The sequence below is a fragment of the Prauserella muralis genome (assembly GCF_003202285.1).
Lineage (GTDB): Bacteria > Actinomycetota > Actinomycetes > Mycobacteriales > Pseudonocardiaceae > Prauserella_B > Prauserella_B muralis.
In genome coordinates this window covers 1,434,880-1,460,273 of sequence record NZ_MASW01000002.1, presented here as the reverse complement: position 1 = coordinate 1,460,273, position 25,394 = coordinate 1,434,880, and the positions used below count along the sequence as shown (strand labels likewise).

Annotated in this window: 29 protein-coding genes; 8 read left to right on the top strand and 21 right to left on the bottom strand. The window is 72.1% G+C overall.

Annotation, left to right across the window (positions count from 1 at the left end; translation table 11 throughout):
- Positions 1–39: 39 nt before the first annotated feature.
- The 3 genes from BAY60_RS18090 to BAY60_RS18080 all read right to left on the bottom strand — a co-directional run bounded on the left by BAY60_RS18090 (position 40) and on the right by BAY60_RS18080 (position 1,512).
- Entirely contained in the window at positions 40–246 is a 207-nt protein-coding gene (locus tag BAY60_RS18090; protein ID WP_245992595.1) for a hypothetical protein, read from the bottom strand.
- 173 nt (positions 247–419) lie between these two features.
- Positions 420–629: a DUF397 domain-containing protein gene (locus BAY60_RS18085; protein WP_112282068.1), complete on the bottom strand. Its 210-nt coding sequence runs from the start codon at positions 627–629 to the stop codon at positions 420–422.
- A 4-nt stretch (positions 630–633) separates the two neighbouring features.
- Entirely contained in the window at positions 634–1,512 is an 879-nt protein-coding gene (locus tag BAY60_RS18080) for a helix-turn-helix domain-containing protein (RefSeq protein ID WP_112282067.1), read from the bottom strand.
- A gap of 192 nt (positions 1,513–1,704) precedes the next feature.
- Between BAY60_RS18080 and BAY60_RS18075 the strand changes: the two genes are divergently transcribed.
- Positions 1,705–2,079: a hypothetical protein gene (locus BAY60_RS18075; RefSeq protein ID WP_112282066.1), complete on the top strand. Its 375-nt coding sequence runs from the start codon at positions 1,705–1,707 to the stop codon at positions 2,077–2,079.
- 28 nt (positions 2,080–2,107) lie between these two features.
- Here BAY60_RS18075 and tesB read toward each other — a convergent pair whose 3' ends face one another.
- The 4 genes from tesB to BAY60_RS18055 form a co-directional block, all read right to left on the bottom strand.
- Positions 2,108–3,013, bottom strand: a complete 906-nt coding sequence (gene tesB / locus BAY60_RS18070; RefSeq protein ID WP_112282065.1) for an acyl-CoA thioesterase II — start codon at positions 3,011–3,013, stop codon at positions 2,108–2,110.
- A 102-nt stretch (positions 3,014–3,115) separates the two neighbouring features.
- Entirely contained in the window at positions 3,116–4,540 is a 1,425-nt protein-coding gene (pyk, locus tag BAY60_RS18065; RefSeq protein ID WP_112282064.1) for a pyruvate kinase, read from the bottom strand.
- A gap of 103 nt (positions 4,541–4,643) precedes the next feature.
- Entirely contained in the window at positions 4,644–5,309 is a 666-nt protein-coding gene (locus BAY60_RS18060; RefSeq protein WP_112282063.1) for a DUF2461 domain-containing protein, read from the bottom strand.
- 140 nt (positions 5,310–5,449) lie between these two features.
- Positions 5,450–6,232 carry an AraC family transcriptional regulator gene (locus BAY60_RS18055; protein ID WP_112282062.1) on the bottom strand — a complete coding sequence of 261 codons (783 nt, stop codon included), beginning with the start codon at positions 6,230–6,232 and terminating at the stop codon, positions 5,450–5,452.
- Positions 6,233–6,270: 38 nt separating this feature from the next.
- On the opposite strand from BAY60_RS18055, the gene BAY60_RS18050 reads away from it, so the two are divergent.
- Positions 6,271–6,636 carry a DUF4345 family protein gene (locus BAY60_RS18050; RefSeq protein ID WP_112282061.1) on the top strand — a complete coding sequence of 122 codons (366 nt, stop codon included), beginning with the start codon at positions 6,271–6,273 and terminating at the stop codon, positions 6,634–6,636.
- 124 nt (positions 6,637–6,760) lie between these two features.
- Here the strand turns inward: BAY60_RS18050 and BAY60_RS18045 are convergent, their stop codons facing one another.
- On the bottom strand, positions 6,761–7,786 hold the full coding sequence (locus BAY60_RS18045) for a 6-phosphofructokinase (RefSeq protein WP_112282060.1): 1,026 nt from the start codon (positions 7,784–7,786) through the stop codon (positions 6,761–6,763).
- 249 nt (positions 7,787–8,035) lie between these two features.
- Between BAY60_RS18045 and BAY60_RS18040 the strand changes: the two genes are divergently transcribed.
- Positions 8,036–9,130 (top strand): 3-deoxy-7-phosphoheptulonate synthase, encoded by a 1,095-nt coding sequence (locus BAY60_RS18040; RefSeq protein ID WP_112282059.1) that lies wholly within the window; start codon positions 8,036–8,038, stop codon positions 9,128–9,130.
- Here BAY60_RS18040 and BAY60_RS18035 read toward each other — a convergent pair.
- Both BAY60_RS18035 and BAY60_RS18030 read right to left on the bottom strand, forming a co-directional pair.
- Positions 9,127–9,624 (bottom strand): polyadenylate-specific 3'-exoribonuclease AS, encoded by a 498-nt coding sequence (locus BAY60_RS18035; protein ID WP_112282058.1) that lies wholly within the window; start codon positions 9,622–9,624, stop codon positions 9,127–9,129. The genes BAY60_RS18040 and BAY60_RS18035 overlap by 4 nt on opposite strands.
- Before the next feature lie 21 nt (positions 9,625–9,645).
- Complete coding sequence (locus BAY60_RS18030) at positions 9,646–10,410, bottom strand: lysophospholipid acyltransferase family protein (RefSeq protein WP_112282057.1); 765 nt, start codon at positions 10,408–10,410, stop codon at positions 9,646–9,648.
- Between the two features lie 206 nt (positions 10,411–10,616).
- Between BAY60_RS18030 and BAY60_RS18020 the strand changes: the two genes are divergently transcribed.
- Positions 10,617–11,378 carry an alpha/beta hydrolase gene (locus tag BAY60_RS18020; RefSeq protein WP_112282465.1) on the top strand — a complete coding sequence of 254 codons (762 nt, stop codon included), beginning with the start codon at positions 10,617–10,619 and terminating at the stop codon, positions 11,376–11,378.
- Positions 11,375–11,884: a hypothetical protein gene (locus tag BAY60_RS18015; protein ID WP_112282056.1), complete on the top strand. Its 510-nt coding sequence runs from the start codon at positions 11,375–11,377 to the stop codon at positions 11,882–11,884. The genes BAY60_RS18020 and BAY60_RS18015 overlap by 4 nt, the downstream gene beginning before the upstream one ends.
- Here BAY60_RS18015 and BAY60_RS18010 read toward each other — a convergent pair whose 3' ends face one another.
- Genes BAY60_RS18010 through BAY60_RS17980 form a run of 7 tightly spaced genes read right to left on the bottom strand, consistent with a single transcriptional unit; the run spans position 11,885 to position 17,007 of the window.
- Positions 11,885–12,766 (bottom strand): NUDIX domain-containing protein, encoded by an 882-nt coding sequence (locus BAY60_RS18010; protein ID WP_112282055.1) that lies wholly within the window; start codon positions 12,764–12,766, stop codon positions 11,885–11,887. It lies immediately after the preceding gene.
- A 9-nt stretch (positions 12,767–12,775) separates the two neighbouring features.
- Positions 12,776–13,729, bottom strand: coding sequence for an ROK family glucokinase (locus tag BAY60_RS18005; RefSeq protein WP_112282054.1), 954 nt, complete (start codon positions 13,727–13,729; stop codon positions 12,776–12,778).
- 6 nt (positions 13,730–13,735) lie between these two features.
- A complete protein-coding gene (locus tag BAY60_RS18000) occupies positions 13,736–14,167 on the bottom strand; it encodes a hypothetical protein (RefSeq protein ID WP_112282053.1) in 432 nt (143 codons plus the stop codon).
- Complete coding sequence (locus BAY60_RS17995; protein WP_112282052.1) at positions 14,164–15,303, bottom strand: ArsA family ATPase; 1,140 nt, start codon at positions 15,301–15,303, stop codon at positions 14,164–14,166. The genes BAY60_RS18000 and BAY60_RS17995 overlap by 4 nt, the downstream gene beginning before the upstream one ends.
- Positions 15,304–15,309: 6 nt before the next feature.
- A complete protein-coding gene (locus tag BAY60_RS17990) occupies positions 15,310–15,750 on the bottom strand; it encodes an SRPBCC family protein (RefSeq protein WP_112282051.1) in 441 nt (146 codons plus the stop codon).
- Positions 15,751–15,778: 28 nt separating this feature from the next.
- The gene (locus tag BAY60_RS17985) at positions 15,779–16,567 is read right to left on the bottom strand and encodes a metallophosphoesterase family protein (RefSeq protein WP_112282050.1); all 789 of its coding nucleotides are present in this window, start codon (positions 16,565–16,567) and stop codon (positions 15,779–15,781) included.
- A gap of 26 nt (positions 16,568–16,593) precedes the next feature.
- Positions 16,594–17,007 (bottom strand): polyketide cyclase / dehydrase and lipid transport, encoded by a 414-nt coding sequence (locus tag BAY60_RS17980; protein ID WP_112282049.1) that lies wholly within the window; start codon positions 17,005–17,007, stop codon positions 16,594–16,596.
- A 109-nt stretch (positions 17,008–17,116) separates the two neighbouring features.
- Here BAY60_RS17980 and BAY60_RS17975 point away from each other — a divergent pair, with 109 nt between their 5' ends.
- Entirely contained in the window at positions 17,117–18,913 is a 1,797-nt protein-coding gene (locus BAY60_RS17975) for an AMP-dependent synthetase/ligase (protein ID WP_112282048.1), read from the top strand.
- 9 nt (positions 18,914–18,922) lie between these two features.
- Here the strand turns inward: BAY60_RS17975 and BAY60_RS17970 are convergent, their stop codons facing one another.
- Positions 18,923–19,663 carry a TetR/AcrR family transcriptional regulator gene (locus BAY60_RS17970; RefSeq protein WP_112282047.1) on the bottom strand — a complete coding sequence of 247 codons (741 nt, stop codon included), beginning with the start codon at positions 19,661–19,663 and terminating at the stop codon, positions 18,923–18,925.
- Positions 19,664–19,754: 91 nt separating this feature from the next.
- Here BAY60_RS17970 and BAY60_RS17965 point away from each other — a divergent pair, with 91 nt between their 5' ends.
- Complete coding sequence (locus BAY60_RS17965) at positions 19,755–20,753, top strand: ATP-binding cassette domain-containing protein (RefSeq protein WP_112282046.1); 999 nt, start codon at positions 19,755–19,757, stop codon at positions 20,751–20,753.
- Entirely contained in the window at positions 20,750–21,565 is an 816-nt protein-coding gene (locus tag BAY60_RS17960) for an ABC transporter permease (protein ID WP_112282045.1), read from the top strand. Before BAY60_RS17965 ends, BAY60_RS17960 begins: the two co-directional genes overlap by 4 nt.
- A 39-nt stretch (positions 21,566–21,604) precedes the next feature.
- Here BAY60_RS17960 and BAY60_RS17955 read toward each other — a convergent pair whose 3' ends face one another.
- From BAY60_RS17955 to rsmH, 3 genes are read right to left on the bottom strand one after another with little or no spacing between them, the layout of a single operon-like run.
- Entirely contained in the window at positions 21,605–23,539 is a 1,935-nt protein-coding gene (locus BAY60_RS17955) for a peptidoglycan D,D-transpeptidase FtsI family protein (protein WP_112282044.1), read from the bottom strand.
- Positions 23,540–24,313, bottom strand: coding sequence for a cell division protein FtsL (gene ftsL, locus BAY60_RS17950; protein ID WP_146771033.1), 774 nt, complete (start codon positions 24,311–24,313; stop codon positions 23,540–23,542). It lies immediately after the preceding gene.
- Complete coding sequence (gene rsmH / locus BAY60_RS17945; protein ID WP_112282042.1) at positions 24,313–25,269, bottom strand: 16S rRNA (cytosine(1402)-N(4))-methyltransferase RsmH; 957 nt, start codon at positions 25,267–25,269, stop codon at positions 24,313–24,315. The genes ftsL and rsmH overlap by 1 nt, the downstream gene beginning before the upstream one ends.
- Positions 25,270–25,394: the final 125 nt, after the last annotated feature.

Here is a 25,394-nt window from a genome sequence, read left to right as displayed (position 1 = left end):
AACGTCCCGCGACCCGGCGCGCGCCGTCGGCACGGCGGGTCAGCTCGCCCGGCGCAGCGGCTGCTGCACCTCCGCGTCGTGTGCACCGCTTCGCTGCGCCGGCAGCGTGATCCGCTCGGCTCTCCTACGGATCGCCCTGCGCCGGCGGACCAGCCGGGTCGCCCGCCCGGCCCGGTGCAGTTCCTCGGTGCGGTAGTCCACCTCGGCGCGCACCGCGTCCAGAGCCCATACCCCCGCCATCGTCATGCCCGCTCATCCCTCTCGCACTCGTCCGTCATCTCCGTCGAGACTCAGACTTCTCCTGAGTGCGGGGCCCCGGCATCGGACGTTCACGCCGCCTGCGGGCATGAGTCGACCCCTTACCCGCGGCCGAGCAGGGAAGACCGGGGTAAGGGGTCGAGGGCACCGGGTCCGGCGCGTCAGCGCAGGTCTAATTCACCTGTTCGGGCAGCGGCGAGCAGGGCGTCCCACTGGGCCGAGCCCAGCCGTAGCGCGCCCGCCGCCGGGTTCTTCGAGTCGCGGACCGCGGTGCCGTCGAGGGTGAACGCCACCTCGACGCAGTCGTTGCCGCCGCCGCTGTAGCTGCTCTTGCGCCAGTCCAGCGTGGAAAGGTCGACGTCAGCCACCATTTCCCTACTCCTTATCTTGCTGTGTCGTTGTCGCGGGTTCGTACCGCCGCCCGGCCTCGGCGATGACCTCGACCGAATCGTCCGGCTTCAGCGCGGCGGCCCGCAAATGATCGAACATGAGCGAGTACCGCCGCACGTCGACCTCCTCTTCCAGGTACAGCCCGCTGCTCGTGCTGTCGACGTAGACGACGTCGGAGTCGGCCTGCTCCGGAAAGCCGAGGATCAGAAACGGTCCCTCCATCCCAGGATGGGCCCCGGCCTCGAAGGGCACCACCTGAATGGTGACGTGCGGCAGCTGCGCGAGCTCGGCCATCCTCGCCAGCTGCTCGGCCATCACGTCGGCGCCGCCGACCATGCGGTGCAGCACCGCCTCGTCGACGATGGCCCAGTACTCCGGCGGGGTGGGATCGCGCAGCAGCTGCTGGCGCTCCATGCGCGCGGCGACCCGGCGCTCGATGTCGGTGTCCGGCGCGGTGGGGCGCATCGCCCTGATCACCGTGCGGGCGTACCGCTCGGTCTGCAGCAGCCCCGGCACGAGCAGCGCCTGGAACGCGTAGAGGGAGCTGGCGTCGGCCTCCAGGCCCACGAAGGTGCCGGTGAAGACCTCGTTGTAGGCATGCCACCAGCCGCGCTTGCGCGCCTCCCTGGCCAGCTGCACGAGGGCTTCCTGCTCGTCGCCGCGGACGCCGTAGAGCTCGAGCAGGTCCCGCGCGTCACGGGGAGTGACCCCGACATGGCCGGTCTCGATCCGGCTGATCTTGGACGCGGAGCATTCGAGCTTCTCGCCGACCTCGTCGATGGTGAGCCCGGCCTGATCCCGGAGCCGCCGCAGTTCGCTGGCCAGCCTGCGACGCCGAACGGTCGGGCCGTGCCCTCGTGTCATGCCTCACCTCCGGTTCACCTGTCCCTCGAACCCACATCTAACCAGCAGGTTCCGCACGGAGGGACGCACTGGGTACGGCCCGGTTCCGAAATGATGCCCAATCGGTGGACTGCAAATTGCACGATCCGCGAGGTAGGCTCACGGTCTGCTTCATGGTCGAGATGTTCCGCTAGTTGAAATACTGGAGCTGACGTGGCCGGGCGCGACCCTATCGTCACCCCCCTGCAGGCAGCTGTGCACCGCACGCTGGACGAGATCAGCCGTGGTCTCGATGGCACCACGCCGCCGCTGGGGGCCGAGTTCACCCGGCGCACCAGCGCCCGGCTCGTGGAGGCGCTGCGCGCCGTGCTCGCCGAGCACCGGCTCGACGCGAGCGGTCACTGCGAGCTGTGCCACGGGCGGCGGTCGTGGTTCGCCATGCGCCGCCGCGGCCCGCTGCCGTGCCGGGCCTATCTCGCCGCGCAACTCGCCCTCGGCGCGGCACAGGAGGATGCCACCACGTCCCTGCCCGCCGCCCGGCACCACCACCATCGGCGGAGTGGGGCGAACCTGCACTTCGCGAGCTGACCGGCGGCGAACGCCGCCCACGTCCGCCTCACAGCACGCGGATGAGCCCCTCCTGCACCACGGTGGCGATGTGGCCGCCGTCGCGGGAGAAGAACCGGCCGGTGGCCAGGCCGCGGGCTCCCGAGGCCGTGGGCGAGCCGCTGTCGTAGAGGAACCACTCGTCGGCGCGGAACGGGCGGTGGAACCACAGCGCGTGGTCGAGGCTGGCGCCGAGCACCTTGTCCAGCTCCCAGTACACACCGTGACTGGCGAGCACCGAGTCGAGCAGTGTCATGTCGGAGGCGTAGGTCAGCACGCAGACGTGCAGCAACTGATCGTCGGGCAGGGTGCCGTCCGCACGCATCCACACCTGGTTGCGCCCGGGGCGCTCACCGGTCTCCCGCGTGACCCACGGAGGCTCGTTGACGTAGCGGATGTCGATCGGCCGGGGCTGGGTGCGCAGGCCGAGCTTGTCGGCGTAGTCCGCGGTGCGCTCGGCCAGTGTGGGCAGCGACTCGGGATCGGGCACGTCCGGCATCGGCTCGGCGTGCTCGACGCCGCGCTCCTCCAGCTGGAACGACGCCGACAGCGAGAAGATCGCCTTGCCGTGCTGCACGGCGACGACCCGGCGGGTGGTGAACGAGCGGCCGTCCCGGATGCGGTCGACCTCGTAGACGATCGGCACCCTCGGGTCGCCGCCGCGGATGAAGTACGCGTGCAGCGAGTGGACCTTGCGTTCCGGGGGCACGGTGCGACCGGCGGCGACGAGTGCCTGCCCCGCCACCTGCCCGCCGAACACGCGCGTCGGCGAGTGGGGCGGGCTGACGCCCCGGTAGATGTTCTCCTCGATCTTCTCGAGATCCAGCAGCGCCACCAGCCGGTCGAGTACCCGCTGCCCGCCGGCACCCGCATCGGCGTCGAGGCCCGACGCGGCTTCCCTCGCCAGCTCAGTCATGCCCGAGATTCAACACTGTCGTCCTCCGGCGCGCCCGCCAGGCGTGCCGACACGTGCGCGCGATCACGCCTCACCCCGTACCGGCATCCGCGCAAGCGGCTCCTAGACGAGGTCTTCCTCACCGAGGCGGTGCACCCGGATGAGGTTGGTGGATCCGACCGTGCCCGGCGGCGAGCCCGCCACGATCACGACCAGGTCGCCGGGCTGGTAGCGGCCGGTCTCCAGCATCGCGTGGTCCACCTGCTGGATCATCCGGTCGGTGGAGTCGGCGTGCGGGACGATGCGGGCGGTGGTGCCCCACGTCATGGCCAGCTGGCAGCGCACGCTCTCCAGCGGTGTGAACGCCAGCAGCGGCAGCCGGGTGTGCAACCGCGCGAGCCTGCGGACCGTGTCACCGGACTGCGTGAACGCCACGAGCGCCTTGGCGTTGAGCCGTTCGCCGATGTCGCGCGCGGCGTAGGAGATCACGCCGCGCTTGGTGCGCGGCACGTGGCTCAGCGGCGGCACGGACGGCATGTCGGCCTCGACCGCCTGCACGATCCGGCTCATCGTCTCGACCGTCTCGATCGGGTAGCGGCCGACGCTCGTCTCCCCGGAGAGCATCACCGCGTCGGCGCCGTCGAGCACGGCGTTGGCCACGTCGGACGCCTCGGCGCGCGTGGGACGGGAGTTGTTGATCATCGAGTCGAGCATCTGGGTCGCCACGATGACCGGCTTGGCGTTCTCCCTGGCGATCTGGATGGCCCGCTTCTGCACGAGCGGCACCTGCTCCAGCGGCAGCTCGACGCCGAGGTCGCCGCGGGCGACCATCAGGCCGTCGAAGGCGAGCACCACGGCTTCGAGGTTGTAGACGGCCTCGGGCTTCTCCAGCTTGGCGATGACCGGCACGCGGCCCTTGCCGACGCGGTCCATCACCTGGTGCACGAGGTCGATGTCGGCCGGGGAGCGCACGAACGACAGCGCCACGAAGTCGACGCCGAGCTCCATCGCGAACTCGAGGTCCTCGATGTCCTTCTCCGACATCGCGGGCACGGACACGTCCATGCCGGGCAGCGAGACGCCCTTGTTGTTGCTGACGGCGCCACCCTCGGTGACCTCGCAGACCACGTCGGGGCCCTCGACGTGGTCGACGACGAGGCCGACCTTGCCGTCGTCGACGAGCAGCCGGTCGCCCGGCTTGGCGTCCTTGGCCAGGCCCTTGTAGGTGGTGGAGACGCGGTCATGGGTGCCCGCGACGTCCTCGACGGTGATGCGCACCGTGTCGCCCGTGCGCCACTCGACGGGGCCGCCCGCGAAGGTGCCGAGCCGGATCTTGGGACCCTGCAGGTCGGCGAGGATGCCGACCGCGCGGCCGGTCTCCGCCGCGGCGTCGCGGATGAGGTCGTAGACCTGCTTGTGATCGCCATGACTGCCATGGCTGAAGTTCATCCGGGCCACGTCCATGCCGGCCTCGACGAGCGCACGGACCTTCTCCGCCGTCGCCGTCGCCGGGCCGAGGGTGCATACGATCTTCGCTCGTCGGCTCACATCTGCACAGCGTAGACCTTCACACCGCCCACGTCTGTACCGATCCCGAGATCGTTAAGGAAAGTTTGGCAACGCGCGTTTCACACCGCGGACGAGCCGGTGGTCAGCGCCGGGGCAGCTCGCTGGCGCCCACGTGGTCGCGGGCCCACTCGTTGAACGGCCGCAGCTGCCGCCACGCCTTTCTCACCCGATCGAGGCACCGGCGCTCGTGCAGCACGTCGTCCGGTTCCCAGGTGCGGACCGCGTACAGCGAACGATGCCGCAGCAGCTCGAGCCGGGGGTGGTCGTCGGCGAACCCGCGTGGCCTAGTCTTGAGCGTGTCGCCCGCGATCGTCCAGCCGGACCGGCGCAGCTGCGCGAGGATGCGCTCGAGCGCGGCGCCGTGGATATCGGTGTCGACGGCCTGCCGGAACCGGGCGAGCTGGTCGGCCGCCAGGTGGAAGCAGCCACCGCCGGCACGCAACCCGTCCGGCCCGACCTCGACGTAGTACGCCCCGCCGCCCCTGCCCTGCTCGATCACCGCGCCGCAATGGGTCTTGTAGGGCGTCTTGTCCTTGGCGAAGCGCACGTCGCGATAGGGCCGGAACACCTTGCCCTCACCGAAGCCGGCGCCGAACTCGGGGCTCAGCTCGGCCAGCAGTTCCTCCATCGGCGCCCGCACGTCGGCCTTGTACGTGTGCAGGTTGTCGTCCCAGTACGACTTCGAGTTGTCCACGACGAGGCCGTCGAAGAAGTCGATCGCATACTCACCAAATCCCGTGAACCCCACGAAAGTCACGCTACCCGGCACCCCCGACGCTTCCTCCGAAGCTCCCCAATGCGGCATTGGTGGCGCTGGACGCTACTAATGCCGCATTGGTGGCGTTCAACGCTACGAATGTGGCATTGGGGAGCTCCCCCGCGTTGCGGTTACGGGGGTGGTCCGGCGACGCGGATGGTCACGCCGGTGGCCAGCAGCCGGGTGGGTGCCAGCCCGAACAGGGAGTGGAAGCTGTCGCTGAAATGCGAGGCGCTGGCGAAGCCGGCGTCCGCGGCCGCGGTGGTGAGATCGGATCCTTCGGCGAGCAGCGTGCCCGCCCGCAGCATGCGTGCCCACAGCCGGTAACGGCGGAAGCTGGTGCCGGTGTGCTCGCGGAACAGGTGCAGAAAGCGGGACACCGACAGCCCGGCCCCGGCGGCCAGCTCGGAGGCGGGCACGGCGGGGCTGGTGTGCGCACGCAGGGACGACGCCGCGGCGGCGATGCGCGGGTCCATACCGTCGCGTGCGGCCGGACAGGCCAGGTCCAGCCATTGCGCGGCCACGGCGGGGTCGCCGAGTGCGGGGGCCAGGCCGGCCAGCCGCTCCTCCGCGCGGTGGCCATGGCCGAGACCGTTCCGCTCCTCGGCGAGCTGGGCGCGGCAGGCCCGTTCCCTTGCCGACGCCGGATCGAGATAGCAGAACACCATCGCCTTGCCGTGCGCGACGACCCGGTGCCGCAGCCGCGGGCCGACGAGCGCGCTGCGCACGGTGCGTCCACCGTGCCCGTCGGCGTGCACGGTGAACGGCGCGTCGGCGCCGACGGCCAGACAGGACACCGAGCCGCTGTGCGGGTCGAGCCGCAACGACGGACCCGAGTACAGCGCCTGGCCAGGCCACAGCCACAGGGTGGCGCAGCACGTTTCCGGAAGCGCCGGTCCCTGCGGTGCGGTCATGCTGGCCTTCCCTGTCCGACCGGCTTCGAGGAGTGTCCGTGTCCACCGTGGTGATCGTCGCCGTGGCCGTCTTCTTCCTGGGCATGGGCGGCTACGCGCTCGCCGCCCCCGCCGCGCTCGTCCGCCCGTTCCGGCTGGTGGCCGACAGCCCGGAGAGCCGCTCCGAGGTGCGGGCCGTCTACGGCGGGTTCGGCCTGGCGATCGCCGTCCTGCTGACCCTGTGCGCCCTGGACGTCGGCGGGCTGAGGCCGGGTGCCGTCCTCGCGGTGGGCGCCGCGCTGGCCGGGATGGCGCTCGGCCGAGTGGTGTCCCGGCTGGCCGACGCGCCGACGGCGTTCTACCCCATCTGGTTCTACGGCGCGATCGAAGCGGTCGCGGCGGGGTTGCTGTTCGCCGCGGCGTGAGCGCCCGCGAGTCCTGCGTCCCGGCCCGCGAGTTCTGCGTTCGCGCGTCCCGGAACGCAGAACTCGCGGACCTGAGTGCAGAACTCGCGGACCTGAGTGCAGGACTCGCGAGGCTGCGCGCTCGTCAGCCGAAGAAGACCTCGGCCTCGGCGTAGCGCTCCGCCGGCACCGTCTTGAGCTCGGCGGTCGCCTCGGCCAGCTTCACCCGCACGATGTCCGTGCCGCGCAGCGCCACCATCACCCCGAAGTCGCCGTCGTGCACGGCATCGACGGCGTGCAGGCCGAACCGCGTGGCGAGCACCCGGTCGTAGGCCGTCGGCGTGCCACCGCGCTGGGTGTGCCCGAGCACCACGGCCCGCGACTCCTTGCCGGTGCGCTCGGCGATCTCCTCGGCCAGCCACGTGCCGACCCCGCCGAGCCGGACGTGGCCGAACGCGTCCTTCTCGCCGCTCTGCAGCACCTCGGCGCCACCCTCGGGCAACGCGCCCTCGGCGACGACGATGATCGGCGCGTACTCGCGCTCGAACCGGCGCTCCACCCACTCGACGACCTTCTCGACGGCGAACGGCCGCTCCGGCACGAGGATCACGCTCGCGCCACCGGCGAGGCCGGAGTGCAGGGCGATCCAGCCCGCGTGCCTGCCCATCACCTCGACCACGAGTGCGCGGTGGTGCGACTCGGCCGTGGTGTGCAGCCGGTCGATGGCCTCCGTCGCGATGTGCACGGCGGTGTCGAAGCCGAACGTGTAGTCCGTGGCCGCCAGGTCGTTGTCGATCGTCTTCGGCACGCCGACGACGTTGATCCCCTCGTCGGTGAGGCGCTTGGCGACCCCGAGCGTGTCCTCACCGCCGATCGCGACGAGCGCGTCGACCCCCTGCTCGGCCAGCACCGCCTTGATCCGCTCCGGGCCGTTCTCCTCCTTGTACGGGTTGGTGCGGGAGGAGCCGAGGATGGTGCCGCCGCGGGTGAGGATGCCCTCGACGTCGTCGCGGCCGAGCGGCTTGCTGTCCCCCGTGAGCGGGCCGCGCCACCCGTTGCGGAAGCCGACGATCTCCCAGCCGTGCATCTCGATGCCCTTGAGCACGACCGCCCTGATCACGGCGTTGAGCCCTGGGCAGTCGCCGCCGCCGGTCAGCACACCGACTCGCATCAGATCAAACCTCCGCGTTTGTCCTGCATCACACTTCTCGCCGCCAGCCTAGCGGGAGCGCACTTGATCGGTGCAGGTGCGGTGCGGGTCTGTTAGAGTCGCCGCCGTGCAGCGCTATTTCTGGTTTAGCAGGCCGGCCCGTGGTGGGCCGGTCGGCGACGCCGTGCGCTGACCACCATCCACCTCGAGCCGGACGACAAGCCGGCTCGGCGGAGCACACGGGCCGGCTTGCGGAAAGGAAGCCACCCGATGTCACTCACCGCAGGTCCCGCGGACGTCGCCGATCCCGCGCAGCTCCTGGACAACCAGCGGACCACGAGCCTCAGTCCCCTGCTCTCCCCCGCCCTGCTGCGCCAGGAGCACCCGATCGACGCCGCGGCCGCCAAGACCGTCGTCCAGGGCCGCGCCGACACCGTCGACATCCTCGACGGGCGCGACGACAGGCTGCTGGTGGTGGTCGGCCCCTGTTCGGTGCACGACCCGGGCGCCGCGCTCGACTACGCGCGCAGGCTTGCCGAGCACGCCGAGCGGCTGCGCGACCAGGTGCACATCGTGATGCGGGTGTACTTCGAAAAGCCCCGCACCACGCTCGGCTGGAAGGGCCTCATCAACGACCCGCGCCTGGACGGCAGCTTCGCCGTCAACGCCGGGCTGCGGCTGGCCAGGCAGCTGCTGCTCGACATCACCGCGCTGGGCTTGCCGGTGGGCTGCGAGTTCCTCGACCCGATCACGCCGCAGTACATCGCCGACACCGTCAGCTGGGGATCCATCGGCGCGCGCACCGCGGCCAGCCAGGTGCACCGCCAGCTGTGCAGCGCGCTGTCGATGCCGGTGGGCGTCAAGAACTCCACCGAGGGCGACGTGCAGGTGGCCGTCGACGCCGTCCGCGCCGCCGCCGCGAGCCATGTCTTCCCCGGCATCAACGCCGACGGGCTCGCCGCGCTGGTCACCACGTCGGGCAACCCCGACTGCCACGTCATCCTGCGCGGCAGCAGCGCAGGCCCCAACTACGACGCCGAGACCGTGGCGGGCACCCTCGCCCTGCTGCGCAAGGCCGGGCTGCCGGAGCGCACGCTCATCGACGCCAGCCACGGAAACAGCGGCAAGGACCACCTCCGGCAGGCCGGGGTCGTCGCCGAGCTCGCGGAACGGATCGGCGCGGGCGAGCGCGGCATCACCGGACTGATGATCGAGAGCTTCCTGGAGGGCGGCAGGCAGGAGCTCACGCTCGGCAGGTCCGGCGAGCTGACCTACGGGCAGAGCATCACCGACGCGTGTGTCGACTGGCCGACCACCGCCGAGCTGCTGACCGAGCTGGCCGCCGCCGTGCGGGCCAGGCGCTAGGCCAACCCACGGCGGCGGCGCACCTCCTCGATCACCCGCCAGCGCTGCAGGTTGTGCCGGGCGTCGGCGAGGGCGTCGTGCGCGTCGGAGGGAGGCGACGGCAGCCTCGGCTTGCCGACGTCCTCCCACCGCTGCCGCAGGTCGCGGGTGAAGCGCGGCAGCTGGCGCGGCAGTGCGGGCATCGGCCCCCACAGCTGCGCCAGCGCCACGTGGTCGTAGGCGGCGAACCACGCCCACAGCTCGATGCCGCCGGGCGGCGAGCCGAGGAAGTCCAGCAGGTCGGCGCGGATCCGCTCCCGGCTGCGCCAGGCCGGGTCACCGGGTGAGGGCAGCTTGTCCAGCACGTGCTCCCGCACCCACGGCCCCGCCTTGCCGGGATCGAACTCGGTGGACACCGCGTAGAACTCACGGCCGTTCTCGTCCACGACACCGATCGAGACCAGATCGATGGTCACGCCGTCCTCGATGAACTCGGTGTCGTAGAAGAATCGCACCGCAGCACGGTACTGAAACGCTCAGCCCGCCTTGCTCTCGGGGAGCCGCGCGGCATCGCGCGCACCACTGGTCTGCGCGGGCACGGCTGGCCGCGCCCCCGCGGCCTCGGCGGCGAGCAGTTCCTTCGCCTTCGCGGCGTAGATGTCGACGTACTCCTGGCCGGAGAGCTCCATCAGCGCGTACATGATCTCGTCGGTGATGGAGCGCTCGACGAACCGGTCACCGGAGAGGCCTTCGTAGCGGGAGAAGTCCAGCGGCTTGCCGAAGTGGATCTCCAGCCGGCGGGGACGCCACATCCTGGAGCCGATCGGGTTCACCTTGTCCGTGCCGACCATCGCGACGGGGATCACCGGCGCCCTCGCCTCCAGCGCGATCCGCGCGACGCCGGTCTTGCCCTTGTACAGCCTGCCGTCCGGGGAGCGGGTGCCCTCCGGGTAGATGCCGAGCAGGTGGCCCTCCCGCACCAGCCGGATGGCGGTGTCCAGCGCGGCCTGTGCCGCCGAGCCCCCGGAGCGGTCGATCGGGAACTGCCCGACCCCGGTGAAGAACCACTTCTTGAGCGTGCCCTTGACGCCCTTCTCGGTGAAGTACTCCTGCTTGGCGGGGAAGGTGACGCGGCGGGGCACCCGCAGCGGCATGAAGAACGAGTCGGCCACCGCGAGGTGGTTGCTGGCGAGGATCGCGCCGCCCTCGGCCGGGATGTTCTCCAGGCCGGTGACCTTCGCCGGCCAGAACAGCCGCAGCAGCGGACCGAGCAGCACGTACTTCATGAGGCGATACAGCACCGCGTCACGTCCTCCTCCAGTGCGACCGCGAACCCCAACCGGAAGGTGAGCCTACGAACCGGCGCTGGCCGGGCACAACAGGCGACACCCTGTTGCGCGAGCGCGGCGACGGATCTCACAACCGGGCAGGTTCCCACCGGGCGCCACGGCGGCGGCGCCGCCGTGCGACGATGGACGGCAGCAAGCTCAACGGGAGGGCGATGGGCATGCCAGTGCTCGCCGGCGCCGAGCCGTTCTCACACACCGGTTCCCCCGACGTCGGTGTGCTGCTGTGCCACGGGTTCACCGGTTCACCGGCGAGCATGCGCCCGTGGGGCGAGCACCTCGCCGAGGCCGGCTACACCGTGCGCGGGCCCCGGCTGCCCGGGCACGGCACCACCTGGCGGGAGATGAACCGGACCGGCTGGACCGACTGGTACGCGTGCGTGGAGGCCGAGTTCGGCGAGCTGGCCCGCGACTGCGAGTCGGTGTTCGTGTTCGGCCTCTCGATGGGTGGCACGCTGGCGTTGCGGCTCGCCGAGCAGCACGGCGACGCGGTGGCGGGCCTGGCGCTGGTCAACCCGTCGGTGCTGACGCTGCGCCGCGACGCGCGCCTGCTGCCCCTGCTCGCCCGCTTCGTGCCCTCCGTGAAGGGCGTCGCGGGCGACATCGCCAAGCCCGGCGTCACCGAGCTGGCCTACGGGCGCACCCCGGTGCGCGCCGCCGCGAGCCTGGCGCAGCTGTGGAAGCTCGTCAGGGCGGACCTGCACAAGGTGACGCAGCCGCTGCTGTTGCTGCACTCGGTCGTTGACCATGTCGTGGAACCGGTCAACTCGCGGATCATCGCCGAAGGGGTCCGCAGCACCGACCTCACCGAGGTCCTGCTGCACGACAGCTATCACGTGGCGACGCTCGACAACGACGCGCCGCTGATCTTCGAGCGCAGTGTTGAGTTCGTGCGCTCGGTCAGGCAGGTTGGTGCGCGGTGAGCAGAACCCCGGGCTCCGACGGACCGGAGGACGTTGACGCGACGTTCGAGGAGATCGTCGCGGACCTGCGCGCGCAGGGCTTCGGCGAGCCGAACGGGCGCGGCGCCGAGCGCGACCCCGCGCCCGAGCCGGAGCCGGAGCCGCGCGAGCCCCCCGCGGGCGGAACCGGCACCCTCGACCCGGTGGACACCGGCTGGCGCGGCAGCGACAGCAGCTGGGAAGACACCATGCTGGGCAGCCCGCCGCCCGGCGCGGACGACGACGAGCACTACGTGCCGCCCGAGCCGCCCCCGCTGCCGAGGCCGCGCAAGGGCGCCTTCGTGGTGCTGCTGTTCTTCGTCGTGGGCCTGCTGCTGCTCATCGCGCCACGGCTGATCGGCCTGTCCACCTCCGTCGCCACCCCACTGGGCCTGCTCGCGCTGGCCACCGGCATCGCGTTGCTGCTCCTGCGGGTCAAGCAGGGCCCTCCCGACGGCGCCGACCCGGACAACGGCGCCCAGGTGTGATCACCGCTGCCCGGCGCCGAGCAGCTCCAGCAGCCCCGAGGGGCCGCTGACGCCGCCGCCCACGGCACGGACGCGCTCGCGTAGCTCCCGGTCGGCGGTCACCACCACGACATGGTCACGGGGACGCTCGGCCACCGCGTCGCGCGCGGTCTCGACGATCGCCGTGTCGCCGTCGTGCCCGGCGGCGACGACCTCGACGCCGCCCGCGGCGGCGGTGTGGCGGGCCTGCCCCTCGACCACCAGCACGAGCCGTGGCCACCAGTGCCACCCTTCGGCGTGGGCGAGGCCGATCGAGGCGGCGGGGACCCCGGAGCGGGCCAGCGGCGCCAGCTGGTCGCGCAGGCGCTCGGCCGCGCCCGCCCGGTCACGCCACCAGCCGTCCGGCCGGGAGCCCATCACGTTCGCGGCGTCCACGACCAGCACCAGCTCGCGGTCGAGCTGCGGTTTGAGGGCAGGCCAGGCCGCCGCGAAGTCGCGGTGCAGCGGGTAGTCCGCCACGTCCTCGGGGTCCACCCAGTCGACGGCGGTGCTCTCGGCGTTGGCGATCCGGGGCCGCACGGGGCCGCGCACGGTGGCCAGCACGGTGGTGTAGCTCCAGGTGCCGTGGTCGACCGAGCGGGAAGCCAGCACGCGCACCGACTCGGCGGGCACGGCCGTCTCCTCGTGGGTCTCCCTGGTCGCCGCCTCGGCCGGGGTCTCGCCCGGCTGCACGGCACCGCCGGGCAGGGCCCACGTCTGGCCGTGGTGGGTCCAGCCTGCCCTGTGCTGCAGCAGCACTCCCCGCCGCGGGTCGGAGAGCAACAGCCCGGCGGCTCCGTGCAGTCCCCAGTGCCGCTGTCCGCATGCGCAGCTGACGAACCCGTCGCCGTTTCCGAGCAGCATTGCTCCAGCCTAGTGCGGCGCGCCGTGTTCCTCGCGCGCCAGCGTGGCCGCGCCGACGATCGCGGTCTCGTCGCCGAGCTGGGCCGTGCGGATGCGTGCCAGCGGCCGGTGCCCGGCACCGGTGACCGTGCGCGCGTAGTGCTCGCGGGCCTCGTCGAGGAACAGCGGCGCCGACTCCGACACGCCGCCCCCGATGACCACGACCTCCGGGTCGTAGACGTCGGCGACGAGGGCGAGGCCCTCGCCGAGCCAGCGCGCCAGCTCCGCCATGGCCCGCTGCGCGATCGGGTCGCCGTCGCGGGCCGCTCCCGCGACCTTGCGCCCGGTGACCGAGCCCGGGTCCGCGGCCATCTCCCTGGCCAGCACGGTCGAGCGGGCCGGGTGCGTGGCCAGCAGCTCCACGGCGGTGGCGGCGAGCGCGGTGCCGCTGCAGTAGCGCTCCCAGCAGCCGTAGCGGCCGCACGGGCACGGCCGCCCCCCGGGCACCACGCACAGGTGACCGAGCTCGGGCGCGACCCCGTGCGCGCCGCGGAACGTCTCGCCGCCCAGCAGCAGACCGGCCCCGATCCCGGTGCCGATGGCGACGAGCGTGACCACGCGGGCGCCGCGGGCGGCGCCGAAGCGGTGCTCGGCGACGGCGGCGGCGTTGGCGTCGTGCTCGAGGGTCACCGGCAGGCCGACCCGTTTCGCGACGCGGTCGGCCACGGGGGCCGATCGCCACGGCAGATGGGGCGCGAACATCACCGAGCGCCGGTCCGGCCGCACGAACGCGGCCACGGCCAGTCCCACGGCGGCCACGTCGTGCCGGTGACGCAGTTCCTCCACCACCCCGGCGATCGCGTCCTCGAGCGCGTTCTGCTCGCCGGGCGTGCCCACCCTGGCCGTGTCCAGCACCGTGCCCTGCTCGTCCACCACGCCCGCGCGCACACTCGTGCCGCCGACGTCGACCCCGACCGTCAGCATTCCCGCCTACCGTTCTCGCTGGTCCCAGTCCTGCCGCGGCCGCACGGCCACGTGCTGCACGCGGCCGTTGCCGCTCGGCTCGGGCTCGGGCCGCGGCGCGGGCGTGTAGCCCGGCATGTGCACGCCCTCGTCCGGCTCCCAGCGGTCGGCCAGCACGGCCCGCAGCAGCGCGATGAGCTGGGCGGCGTGCTCCAGCACCCGCGCGGCCACCTCCGGCCGCTCCCCGCGCGCCAGCGCCACCACCGCGCACAGCGGGCACCAGCCGCAGCCACCCCGCGGCTCCGTGTGCTCGCGCTCGCCGTGCCCGGCGGCGAGCACACCCTCCAGCCACGGGGCCGCGCGCTCGACGACGAGGTCGACGAGCAGCCGGATCTCCTCGGCAAGGCGCGTGGCCGTGTCCGCCGCCGCGCCGGCGTGCGGGTCGTCGTTGCCGGTCATGCAGTCCTCTCCAGGTGGACCAACAGGCCCCGCGAGTCGGATTCGGCGTCCACGATGCGGCACGCGCGCAGCGGTTCGGGCAGCGCGACGAGCCGCCGGAAGCCGTCCACGGTGACGGCGAGGTCGTCGTCGACCCTGGCGAGGTCGACCACGGCGTCCCTGGCCAGCGGCAGGGCGATCCGCAGCTGGAACCCGGAGTCCACTTCGGACACCTGCAGCAGCGGCGTGAGGTTGTGGTCACCGCTCAGCGGGGTGCCGGACCCGTAGAGCTCGTGCGCGATCTCGAGCAACGCGGGCAGCCCGACGGGCTCGGCGGCGCGGTGCTCGACGGACCGCAGCAGGCCGTCGCCGAAGCCCGACGCGGCGAGCTCGGCCAGCACCTCCTCCTGCTGGGCACGCCGGGTGCGCAGCCAGGCCGCGGCCCCGCCGCGCCACAGGCCGGGCGCGGGCATCAGCCGGTTGACGATCATGCCGTCGACCCGGATGCCACGCAGCGCGAGCGAGGTCAGCGTGCGCCGGGTCTCCGCCACCACCACGCGCTCCGGCGTGAGCACCAGCCGCACGCTCGTGCGCGCGGGATCGGTGAGCAGTGCCCGCAGCGACTCCAGGTGCGCGGCCAGCCGGTCCACCGAGCGGGCCAGCCCGGACAGCTTCGCCTTCCAGCCGTACATCCGGGCCAGGTAGCCGGACACGGCCTCGGGCAGCGCCAGCAGCCGCAGCGTCTCGGCGGTGGGCCCGCAGTCGACCACCACCGTCTCCCACGGCCCGGACTCGGCGAGTCTGCGCACCTCGGTGAGCGCGAGCAGCTCGTCCACACCGGGCAGCACGGTGAGCTCCTCGGCGTCGAGGGTGGCGAGCCCGGCGCCGGAGACCAGCGCCGAGCGCAGCTGGTCCCGCAGGGCGTGCCACGAGCCGTCGGCGAGCGCGCGGGTGTCCACCTGCGCGCCGTGCAGGCAGGTGTCCACCTCGGCGGGATCGGCCGACAGCGGCCTGCCGAGGGCGTCACCGAGCGAGTGCGCCGGGTCGGTGGACACCACGAGCGTCTTGCCGCCCCTCGCGGCCAGCGCGGCGCCGGTCGCGGCGGCGAGCGTCGTCTTGCCGACGCCGCCCTTGCCGGTGAACAGCAGCACGCGCACGGCGGCTCAGCCCTTGCTCTCGACGCGGCGCTTGAGCTCCTTCAGCGCGGTGTCCATGATCATCTTCTCGGCCTTGCGGCGGAGCAGCCCGATCATCGGCAGCACCAGCTCCACCGACAGCGTGTAGGTGACCAGCGTGCGGTCGCCCTTCGGCTCCAGCACGTACTGCCCGTTCTGCGCCTTCTGCATCTGGCCCTTGACGAGATGCCAGCGCACCGAGAGCCCGTCGGCGGCCCAGTCGTACTCCAGGGTGTAGACGTCCTTCACCGGGCCGGAGTCGAGCGTGAACCGCACCTGCCTGGCCCTGCCCGTCTCGTCGGTGGCCAGCACCTCGGTCTCCCGGACGGCCTTGGCCCACTCCGGATAGGCGGGCAGGTCGGCGATCACGGCCATGATCTGCTCTGGCGCGGCGTCGACCTCGATGGACTGCGTGGACTGCTCGGCCATGGGGCTAGAGCGTAGCGGTTGCGGGCCGCTACCAGCGCAGCACGTAGGGGCGCGCCGTCTGCTTGAAGTGGCCGACGTTGCGGCACTCGGTGCGCCCGAGCCGCTGCCCGGGCGCCAGCGGCTGGTGCACGTGCCCGAACAGAGCCCACCTGGGCTCCTCCTCGGTGATCAGCTCCCGCAGCGCCTCCGAGCCGATCTCCGGCCTGCGGGCCACGACGTCGTAGGTCAGGTCGGGAACGGCGGGCGGGATGTGGCTGCACAGCACGTCGATGTCACGCAGCTTCGCCGCGGCCGCGTCGAACTCGTCGGCCGGGCGCAGGTACGGCCGCCAGACGGCGCCCTTGCGGGGCACGACGCCCTCCGGCAGCAGCGCGCCGCCGAGGAAGCCGAACCGCAGCCCGCCGATCTCCACGACCTCGCCGTCGGCCACCTGCACACCGGCACCCGCGAACTCGGGCCACAGCCCGGGTGCGTCGACGTTGCCGGGCGTGGCGTAGGTGGGTGCGGTCATGGCGCCGAACAGCGCGGCGTACTGCTCCCGGATCGCCTCGTCGACGGCCGCGGCGGGGTCGTCGAGGCTCGCCCACAGCGAGCGGGAGAAGGCCACGGTCTCCTCGCGGGTGCCCTCCCTGCGCAGCCGCGCGAACGTGGCCACGTTGTCGGCGCCGAACAGCGCGCCCAGGATGCCCCTGTGGTGCTCGTGGTAGTCGACGAAGTCGAGAAGGTCCCCCAGCACGATCAGCGCGTCGGCGCCCTCTCCGGCGCGGGCGAGCGCCTCGGCATTGCCGTGCACGTCAGACACGACATGAACCCGCACGGTGACCAGCCTACCCAGGCGGCCGGTCAGGCGTGGGCGGGCGGCTCGCCGGGCGGGCGGCCGTCCTCCAGTTGCCGCTTGAGCCCGAGCGCGATCGCCTTCGCGGCCCGCGCCCTGCGGTCGAACTCGCGGCTCAGCTCGCGGGCCTTCAGCGGACGTGCCGTGGCCGGGCTGGCGCGCAGGAAGTAGTGCAGCAGCGTGCCGTCGAGCACCGGCTCGAGCCAGACCTCCATGGTGCCGACCAGCGCCCCGCGCACCGTCCAGCGCAAGCCCTTCTCCCCGCGGTCGGTGTAGACTTCCAGCACCAGGTCAGGCCAGTACAACGCCCACGAGCGGGGGTCGGCGAAGGCCGCGGCGACCGTGCTCGGCGGCACCGCGAGGAACGTCTCGTCGACGAGGTCGAGTGCTGGCTGGCCCACAGAACCGGACACGGCGTGCATGAGGTGAGAATGGCATGCTCACCGGATCGTGATGACCCGCCCATGGCCAACACCTCCCCCACGAGCTAAGTTGACCGGCGAGTAACACTGGTTGGACACGGAGGTTCACGTGCGCGAGTACAGCGCTCCCGCAAATCGGCCGGTTGCCGACGACGAGAACGCGTCGGATGTCGTCTGGGCGAACGCCGAGCGCTTCGGCGACACCGTGAGTTTCCGGCGCCAGATCGACTCGTCCTGGCGGGACGTCACCGCCCGTGAGTTCGCCGCCGAGGTGCTCGGCGTGGCGAAGGGCCTGGTGAAGGCCGGGATCAAGCAGGGCGACCGCATCGGCCTGATGTCCAAGACCCGCTACGAGTGGACCCTGCTCGACTTCGCGATCTGGACGGCGGGCGCTGTCACCGTGCCCATCTACGACACCTCCTCGGCCGAGCAGGTGCACTGGATCCTCTCCGACTCGGGCGCCAAGGGCGTGTTCGTCGAGACCGACGAGCACCTGGCCGCCCTCGACGAGGTGCGGGGCAGGCTCTCCGGCCTCGACAACGCCTGGCAGATCGAGGGCGGCAAGCCTGCCATCGACGAGCTCACGGCGCTCGGCACCGATGTGGCCGACGACGACGTGCACGCCCGCCGCCGCGCGGTGAAGGCCGACGACGTCGCCACCATCGTGTACACGTCGGGCACCACGGGCAGGCCCAAGGGCGTCACGCTGACCCACCGCAACCTGCTCGAGGAGGTCCGCGCGGACATCAACGCGTTCCCGCAGCTGATGGGCGCGGGCAACTCGCTGCTGGTGTTCCTGCCGCTCGCGCACATTCTGGCCAGGGCCATCGCGCTGACCGCGTTCACCTCGCGCGCCACCCTCGGGCACACGGCCGACATCAAGAACCTGGTCGCCGACCTCGGCACGTTCCGCCCGACGTTCGTGGTGGCGGTGCCGCGCGTGTTCGAGAAGGTCTACAACGGAGCCAAGCTCAAGGCCCATTCGGAGGGCAAGGGCAAGATCTTCGACGCGGCCGAGGCCACGGCGGTGGCGTTCAGCGAGGCGAAGGACGCCGGCGGCCCCGGGCTCGGCCTGCGCCTGAAGCACCTGCTGTTCGACAAGCTGGTCTACACCAAGCTGCGGGCTGCACTCGGCGGCCGCTGCATCGCGGCGGTGTCCGGCGGCGCGCCGCTCGGCGCCCGGCTGGCGCACTTCTTCCGCGGCATCGGCGTGCCGGTGTACGAGGGCTACGGCCTGACCGAGACCTCGGCGGCGGCCAACGTCAACACCGAGGACGCCTTCAAGGTGGGCACGGTCGGCAGGCCGGTGGCCGGTGTGTCGGTGCGCATCGCCGACGACGGCGAGGTGCTGCTCAAGGGCGGCGTCGTGTTCGGCTCGTACTGGAACAACGAGCAGGCGACCGCGGAGAGCCTCGAGGACGGCTGGTTCCACACCGGCGACCTCGGTGAGCTCGACGACGAGGGTTTCCTGAAGATCACCGGCAGGAAGAAGGAGATCATCGTCACCGCCGGCGGCAAGAACGTCGCGCCGTCCGGCCTCGAGGACACCCTCAAGTCCCACCCGCTGATCAGCCAGGCGATGGTGGTCGGCGACCAGCGGCCGTTCATCGCCGCGCTCGTGACGCTGGACGAGGAGTTCTTCCCGACGTGGAAGGCCCAGAACGGCAAGCCGGAGAACGCGACGGTGGCGGACCTTGCCGACGACCCGGACCTGCACGCGGCGGTGCAGGCGGCGGTCGACGAGGCGAACAAGCAGGTCTCGCACGCCGAGGCGATCAAGAAGTTCACCATCCTGCCGCACGACTTCACCGAGTCCGGCGGCGAGATCACGCCGAGCCTGAAGCTCAAGCGCAACGTGGTGAGCAAGAACTACGCCGACGACATCGAGTCCCTCTACGTCAAGTAGCCGAGCCGCTCACGCTCCTCGCCGGCCGGGCAGGGTGGCCTCGACGCCGGCGAGGATCCGTTGCAGGGCGCGCTCGAAGCGGGCGTCCGGCTCGATGTGCGGCGACGCCGCATCGGTGAGAACCCGCGTCAGCAGCGGGTACTGGCCGCTGCTCATCACCTGCTCCAGGTACGGGCCCAGGGCATGGTGCACGTCCTCGTCGGAGCTGCCACCGAAGAACTCCTTGGCGTCCAGCTCCGCGCGCACGTAGCCGTTGACCCACGTGTCGACGAGGCTCACCGTCTCGAGCATCGCGTCGATGTCCAGACCGAGACCGTCCACGATGGACAGGCTGCGCTCGAAGCCGCGCATGGTGTGCGGCCCGAAACCGGGCCTGCCCGACCAGATGCGCAGCAGCCAGGGGTGGGCGAGCAACAGTGCCCGCTGGCCACGGGCCAGGTCGGCAAGGTCGGTGCGCCAGTCACCGGTGAGCTCCCGCCACTCCTGCCTGCCGAGCATCCGGTCGCCCATCAGCTCGAAGATGCCCTCCTTGCTCTCCACGTAGCGGTAGAGGCTCATCGCGCCCGTGCCGAGCTCGGCGGCGACCCTGCGCATCGTCACCGCGTCCAGCCCGTCGGAATCGGCGATCGCGATGGCGGCGTCGGCGATCCGTTCCCGGCTGTAGGCGGGCGCGGGGCCACGGGACCGCTGCGGCGGCCGGGTCCACACGCGGATGCGCGCCTCGATCGGCGAGTCCGCCCTCTTCGGCACTGGCTTTCACTCCTGGCGAAACTTCGTTGCGTACATCGTACTCGGCTGGCTATCGTCAACCGCGTACATCGTACTCACTTGAGGGGTTTCCATGGGGACCGACACGGGCGACGCCATCGTCGTCGCCGAGGGAATACGCAAAAGATTCGGCGAGACCCAGGCCCTGGCCGGGCTCGACCTGACCGTGCCCGCGGGGACGGTCTACGGCCTGCTCGGGCCCAACGGCGCGGGCAAGAGCACGGCCGTGCGGGTGTTCGCCACCCTCACCAGGCCGGACGAGGGCCGGGCCACCGTCGCCGGCTTCGACGTGGTGCGCGAGTCCCGGGAGGTGCGCAGGCGCATCGGCCTGGCAGGCCAGCACGCCGCGCTCGACGAGCAGCTCACCGGCAGGGAGAACCTGCGCATCTTCGGCAGGCTGTTCCACCTCGGCGGGGCGCGCGCCCGGCGGCGCGCCGACGAGCTGCTCGAACGGTTCGACCTCGCCTTCGCCGCCGACCGCCTGGTGCGCACCTACTCCGGCGGCATGCGGCGCAGGCTGGACCTGATCTCCAGTCTCATCGTCTCCCCCACCGTGCTCTTCCTCGACGAGCCGACCACCGGGCTGGATCCGCGCAGCCGCAACGAGATCTGGGACACCGTGCGCGGGCTCGTCGCCGACGGCACCACCGTGCTGCTCACCACGCAGTACCTGGACGAGGCGGACCAGCTGGCCCAGCACATCGCCGTCATCGACACGGGCACGGTGATCGCCTCGGGCACCCCGGACCAGCTCAAGGCCACGATCGGCGGCCGGATCGACGTGGTGGTGGACGACGTCGCGGGCCTGGACGAGGCCGCCCGCGCGCTCGCCGTGCTCGCCGGCACCGGCGCCGAGCCGGACGTCGATCCGGTGAACCGGCGGGTCAGCGCACCGGTGGGGGCCGACACGCTGGCGTTGCCGGACGTGGTGCGCCACCTCGACCACGCGGGAGTCAAGGCCGTGGACGTCGGCATCCGGCGCCCCACGCTCGACGAGGTGTTCCTGACGCTCACCGGCAAACCCGCCGAGACGAGCGAGTCCACCGAGCCCGGAAGGGAGACCGCCCGATGAGCGCGCCCGCCGTGTCCTCCGGCCTGCGCACCGGCCTTTCCGACGGTCTCGCCGTCATGAGCCGCAACCTGCTCAAGCTCAAGCACCAGCCAGGGCAGATCGTCGCGACGTTCGCGTTCCCGCTGGTGTCGGTGATCCTGTTCGGCTACGTCTTCGGCAGCGCCATCCCGATCCCCGGCGGCGGCAACTACCGCGAGTACCTGATGCCCGGCCTGTTCGTGATGGGCACCGTGTTCGGGGTGATGGGCTCGCTCACCGTGATCGCCAAGGACAACGGCCTCGGCGTGATGGACCGCTTCCGCTCGATGCCGATGGCCCGCTCGGCCGTACCGTTCGGCCAGACCGCCGCCGACCTCCTCGTCGCCGCGGGCAGCCTGGTCATCATGGCGGCCTGCGGGCTGCTGTTCGGCTGGCGTGCCCACAACGGCGTCGGCGCGACGCTCGGCGCGTTCGGGCTGCTGCTGTTGCTGCAGTACGCCGTGTCGTGGGTGGGCGTGTTCCTCGGCGCCCTGGCGAAGAACGAGGAGACCGCCGCCCGGATCGGCCCGCTGATCTTCCCGGTCACGATGATCTCGAACATCTTCGTGCCGACCGACGGGATGCCCGCCGTGCTGCAGGCGATCGCGGACTGGAACCCGGTGAGCGCGGCGACGGTGGCGCTGCGGCAGCTGTTCGGCAACCCCGGCCTGCCCACGGGCGATCTGGCGTGGCCGCTCGCGCACCCGGTGCTGGCGACCGCGGGCTGGTCGCTGCTGCTGCTGGCGATCTTCGTCCCGCTGTCGGTGCGCCGCTTCCGCACCGCGGGACTGTAGGACCTCGCTGCTGGACCGGCCCGGGCACCCCGGGCCGGTTCAGGACATGATCAGCGGGACGACCGGCGCGGGCTTGTCCGACAGCGGGATCTGGTAGCGCTGGGCCAGATAGGACGCGATGTCGTGGAACAGCGGCGCTGCCGAGCTTCCCTCCGGCACCGTGGTGTCCGGCGCGTCGAGCCGGATGCCCACCACGAACCGCGGGTCGTCGGCGGGCAGGATGCCGGCGAAGGTGATGTTGTACAGGTTGTTGCTGTACGCGCCGGTCGCCGGGTCGACCTGCTGGCCGGTGCCGGTCTTGCCCGCGATCTGGTAGCCCTCCAGCGCGGCGGCGGGCGCGGTGCCCCGGTGGTAGGTGTCGCCGTCCTGCGTCACCGCCCGCAGCATGTCCTTGACGGTGTCGGCGGTCTTCTCGCTCACCACCCGCGCGCTCTTCGGCTTCGGTTCGGGGACCCGCCTGCCGTCCGGCGTGATCTTCGCGCTGACGATCCTCGGCTCGACGCGCACGCCGTCGTTGGCGATGGCCTGGTACATGCTGGCCATCTGCACCACCGTCATCGAAAGGCCCTGCCCGATCGGCAGGTTGCCGAACGTGGTGCCCGACCACTGGCTGCGCGGCGGCACGTAACCGGGGCTCTCCCCGGGCAGCCCGATGCCGGTGCGCTTGCCGAGGCCGAACTTGCGCAGCATCTCCAGGTACCGGTCCGGGCCCAGCTTCTCGGCGAGCATGAGCGTGCCCACGTTGGACGACTTCGCGAAGATCCCCGTTGTGGTGTACGGCTGGGTGCCGTGGTCCCACGCGTCGTGCACCGTGTGGTCGGCGATCCGGATGGATCCGGGCACCTGGTGCACCGCGCGCGGCGTGGTGAGGCCGGCCTCGATGGCGGCGGCCGCGGTGACGACCTTGTTCACCGACCCGGGCTCGTACGGGGTGGTGACGGCGGTGTTGTTCATCAGCTCCGGCTGGAGCGTGCTCGTGTCGTTCGGGTTGAACGTCTTGTCGTTGGCCAGCGCGTAGACCTGGCCGGTCTGGGAGTCGAGGATCACCGCGCTGCCGCCCTTGGCCCGCGAGCGCGCCACGTAGTCCGCGAGCTTGCGCTGCAGGTCGTACTGCAGGTCGGAGTCGATGGTCAGCTCCAGGTCCGAGCCGGGAACGGCGGGCTGCAGGTCGCGCTCGGTGCCCGGGATCACGACGTTGTCGTTGCCCTGCGCGGTGTCCACGATCTGCCTGCCCGGCGTGCCTGCCAGGTCGGCGTCCCGCATGCTCTCCAGTCCGGAGAGGCCGTGGATGTTGTGTTTGGACACGTCCGGGTTGTCCATGCGCCAGTTCGCGAAGCCGACGATGTTGGACGCCAGCTCACCGCCCGGGTACTCGCGCATCGCGCGCTTCTCGTAGCCGATCTCCGGGTACCGCTCGGAGATCTCGTCGGCCACCGACGGCTCGACGTTGTCGACGAGGTAGGTGAAGCTGGCGCCCTTGTGGAAGTCCGCCAGCAGCTCCGCCTCGGTGGTCTTGTCCGGCACCTTGCTCGCGATGAACCTCGCGATCTCGGCCACCCGGGTGTTGTAGTTCTGGCCGGAGTCCGGGTTCTGCTTGGCGAACTCGCCCCACGTCTTGCGCATCAGGCGCAGGTTGGCCCACAACGTGCGCGTCTCCACGCTGAAGGCCAGCTCCGCGCCGTTGCGGTCCAGGATGGACCCCCGCTGGGCGGGGATGTCGATCGTGGTGGTGCGCTGCCGCTCGGCCTTCGCCGACAGCGCCTCCGCCTCGAAACCCTGAACCTGCACGAGCTTGAGCCCCGCGGCCACCAGGACCACGACCAGGACCACCCGGCCCACGACGTAGCGGCCGCGGTTGTTCCTGTCGATCGCCGACGCGGTGCCCCGGCGCGCCCTGGCCGAGTAGGTGCGGCGCGTGCCCGCACCCCTGCGGGCGGCCCCCGCACCCCGCCGCGAACGTGGCTGAGCTGGCATCTAGTCCCCTCCGGTGGTCCCCTGCTCCTCCTGCCGGCCCTGCTGGTCCCCGCCCTGCCGGCCCTGTGCCTGCTGGTCCTGCGCCTGGTTCTCCGCATGGTCCTGGGCCTGCCGGTCCCCGCCCTGTGCCTGTGGGTCCTGTGCCTGCGGGTCCTGGGCGTGCTGGTTCTGCTCGGGCTGCTGCGGCTCGGGGTCGGGGTCGGGCTCGGGCGGCGGCGCCGGGGCGGTCGCCTCGCTCGGCTCGCCGACCACCCGCACGGTGCCGTCCTCCCCGACCACCAGCCGGGCGGGGTTGCCGCCCGGGACCATGCCCAGTGCCCTGGCCCGCTCGGCCAGCGACGACGGCGACTCCGCGGTGGCCACGTCGCGCTGGAGCTGCTCGGCCCGCTCGGCGAGCCGCGCGTTCTGCTCACGCAGCTCCTCGAGCCGGTAGGAGTCGGTGATCGCCTGCGTGGACAGCCACAGCGTGGCGGCCACCCCGGAGACCAGCAGCGCCATCAGCAGCAGCACGAACGACGCGCGGGACCGCGGCCAGCGCAACCGCAGCCGCGGCGGGCCCTGCCTGAGATCGGGCCCGTCGGCGCGGCGCAGCTCGTCGGCGCGCTGCGCGCGGCGGGCGTAGGCCCGCTCGGCGGCCGAGCTGCGCCGCCGGGGCGCACCGACATCGGGCAGCTCCGGCGTGACGGCGGGCGCCGACGCCATGGCCTGGCGGCGGGTGCGGACGGGCGGCGTCCGGGTACGGGTGCGGGTACGGCTCCGTGCGGGCGCGGTCATCAGGCAGCCACTCCGATCCGTTCGGCCGCGCGCAGCCGTACCGAGCTGGCGCGCGGGTTGTGCTCGATCTCCCGCTCCCCCGCCTTCTCCGCGCCCCGGGTCAGCAGCCGGAGCTCGGGGCCGTGGCCGGGCAGTTCGACCGGAAGGCCCTCGGGGGTACGGGAGCTGGCCCGCTCGGCGAACGCACGCTTGACGATCCTGTCCTCCAGCGAGTGGTAGGACTCGACGACGATCCGGCCCCCCGCGGCGAGCGCGTCGATCGCCGCGGGAACGGCGGCCCGCAGCGTGTCCAGCTCCCCGTTGACCTCGATGCGCAGTGCCTGGAAGGTGCGCTTGGCCGGATGGCCGCCGGTGCGCCTGCTCGGCGCGGGCACGGTGTCGTAGAGCAGCCGCACCAGCCGCTCGCTGCGGGCGAAGGGCTCCCGCTCCCGCTCGGCCGCCACGGCCTTGGCGATGCGGTGGGCGAAGCGCTCCTCGCCGTACTCGCGCAGGATGCGGGTCAGCTCCGGCACCGGGTAGGTGTTGAGCACCTCGGCCGCCGTGATCCCCCTGCTGGCGTCCATGCGCATGTCCAGCGGCGCGTCCCTGGCGTAGGCGAAGCCGCGCTCGACCTCGTCGAGCTGCATCGACGACACCCCGAGGTCCATCAGCACGCCGTCGACCCGCGACAGCCCGAGCTCGGCGAGCACGCCGGGCAGCTGGTCGTAGACGGCGTGGACGAGCCGGGCCCGCTCGCCGTGCCGGGCGAGCCGGGTCCGCGACCGCTCCAGCGCCCGCGGGTCGCGGTCCAGACCGATCAGGTGCAGCGCGGGATGCGCCGACAGCAGGGCATCGGCGTGCCCGCCGAGACCGAGGGTGGTGTCGACCAGCACGGCGTCGCGGTCGGCGAGCGCGGGCGCGAACAGTTCGAGGACGCGGTCGAGCAGGACCGGAAGGTGCGCGGGCTCGTCGTGCACGGCCGCACCCCCTTTCGCCTCACCTGCCCCGAATCGTTGCCCGGGCGGATGCCGTCAGGTTGCGGACCTGATACCGGGGAAGGTGCATCAGGGCCGCAGCCTGACGGCATCCACGCCGGGACGCC

Coding starts and splice junctions, on each gene's coding strand:
- BAY60_RS17955 (WP_112282044.1), bottom strand. CDS start 23,539: ATGCCAGCTCAGCCACGTTCGCGGCGGGGTGCGGGGGCCGCCCGCAGG.
- BAY60_RS18020 (WP_112282465.1), top strand. CDS start 10,617: ATGCCAGTGCTCGCCGGCGCCGAGCCGTTCTCACACACCGGTTCCCCC.
- BAY60_RS17960 (WP_112282045.1), top strand. CDS start 20,750: ATGAGCGCGCCCGCCGTGTCCTCCGGCCTGCGCACCGGCCTTTCCGAC.
- BAY60_RS18045 (WP_112282060.1), bottom strand. CDS start 7,786: ATGCGAGTCGGTGTGCTGACCGGCGGCGGCGACTGCCCAGGGCTCAAC.
- BAY60_RS18085 (WP_112282068.1), bottom strand. CDS start 629: ATGGTGGCTGACGTCGACCTTTCCACGCTGGACTGGCGCAAGAGCAGC.
- BAY60_RS18010 (WP_112282055.1), bottom strand. CDS start 12,766: ATGCTGCTCGGAAACGGCGACGGGTTCGTCAGCTGCGCATGCGGACAG.
- BAY60_RS18090 (WP_245992595.1), bottom strand. CDS start 246: ATGACGATGGCGGGGGTATGGGCTCTGGACGCGGTGCGCGCCGAGGTG.
- BAY60_RS18040 (WP_112282059.1), top strand. CDS start 8,036: ATGTCACTCACCGCAGGTCCCGCGGACGTCGCCGATCCCGCGCAGCTC.
- BAY60_RS18000 (WP_112282053.1), bottom strand. CDS start 14,167: ATGACCGGCAACGACGACCCGCACGCCGGCGCGGCGGCGGACACGGCC.
- tesB (WP_112282065.1), bottom strand. CDS start 3,013: ATGACTGAGCTGGCGAGGGAAGCCGCGTCGGGCCTCGACGCCGATGCG.
- BAY60_RS17980 (WP_112282049.1), bottom strand. CDS start 17,007: ATGCACGCCGTGTCCGGTTCTGTGGGCCAGCCAGCACTCGACCTCGTC.
- BAY60_RS17990 (WP_112282051.1), bottom strand. CDS start 15,750: ATGGCCGAGCAGTCCACGCAGTCCATCGAGGTCGACGCCGCGCCAGAG.
- BAY60_RS18005 (WP_112282054.1), bottom strand. CDS start 13,729: ATGCTGACGGTCGGGGTCGACGTCGGCGGCACGAGTGTGCGCGCGGGC.
- BAY60_RS17965 (WP_112282046.1), top strand. CDS start 19,755: ATGGGGACCGACACGGGCGACGCCATCGTCGTCGCCGAGGGAATACGC.
- ftsL (WP_146771033.1), bottom strand. CDS start 24,313: ATGACCGCGCCCGCACGGAGCCGTACCCGCACCCGTACCCGGACGCCG.
- BAY60_RS18055 (WP_112282062.1), bottom strand. CDS start 6,232: ATGACCGCACCGCAGGGACCGGCGCTTCCGGAAACGTGCTGCGCCACC.
- BAY60_RS18080 (WP_112282067.1), bottom strand. CDS start 1,512: ATGACACGAGGGCACGGCCCGACCGTTCGGCGTCGCAGGCTGGCCAGC.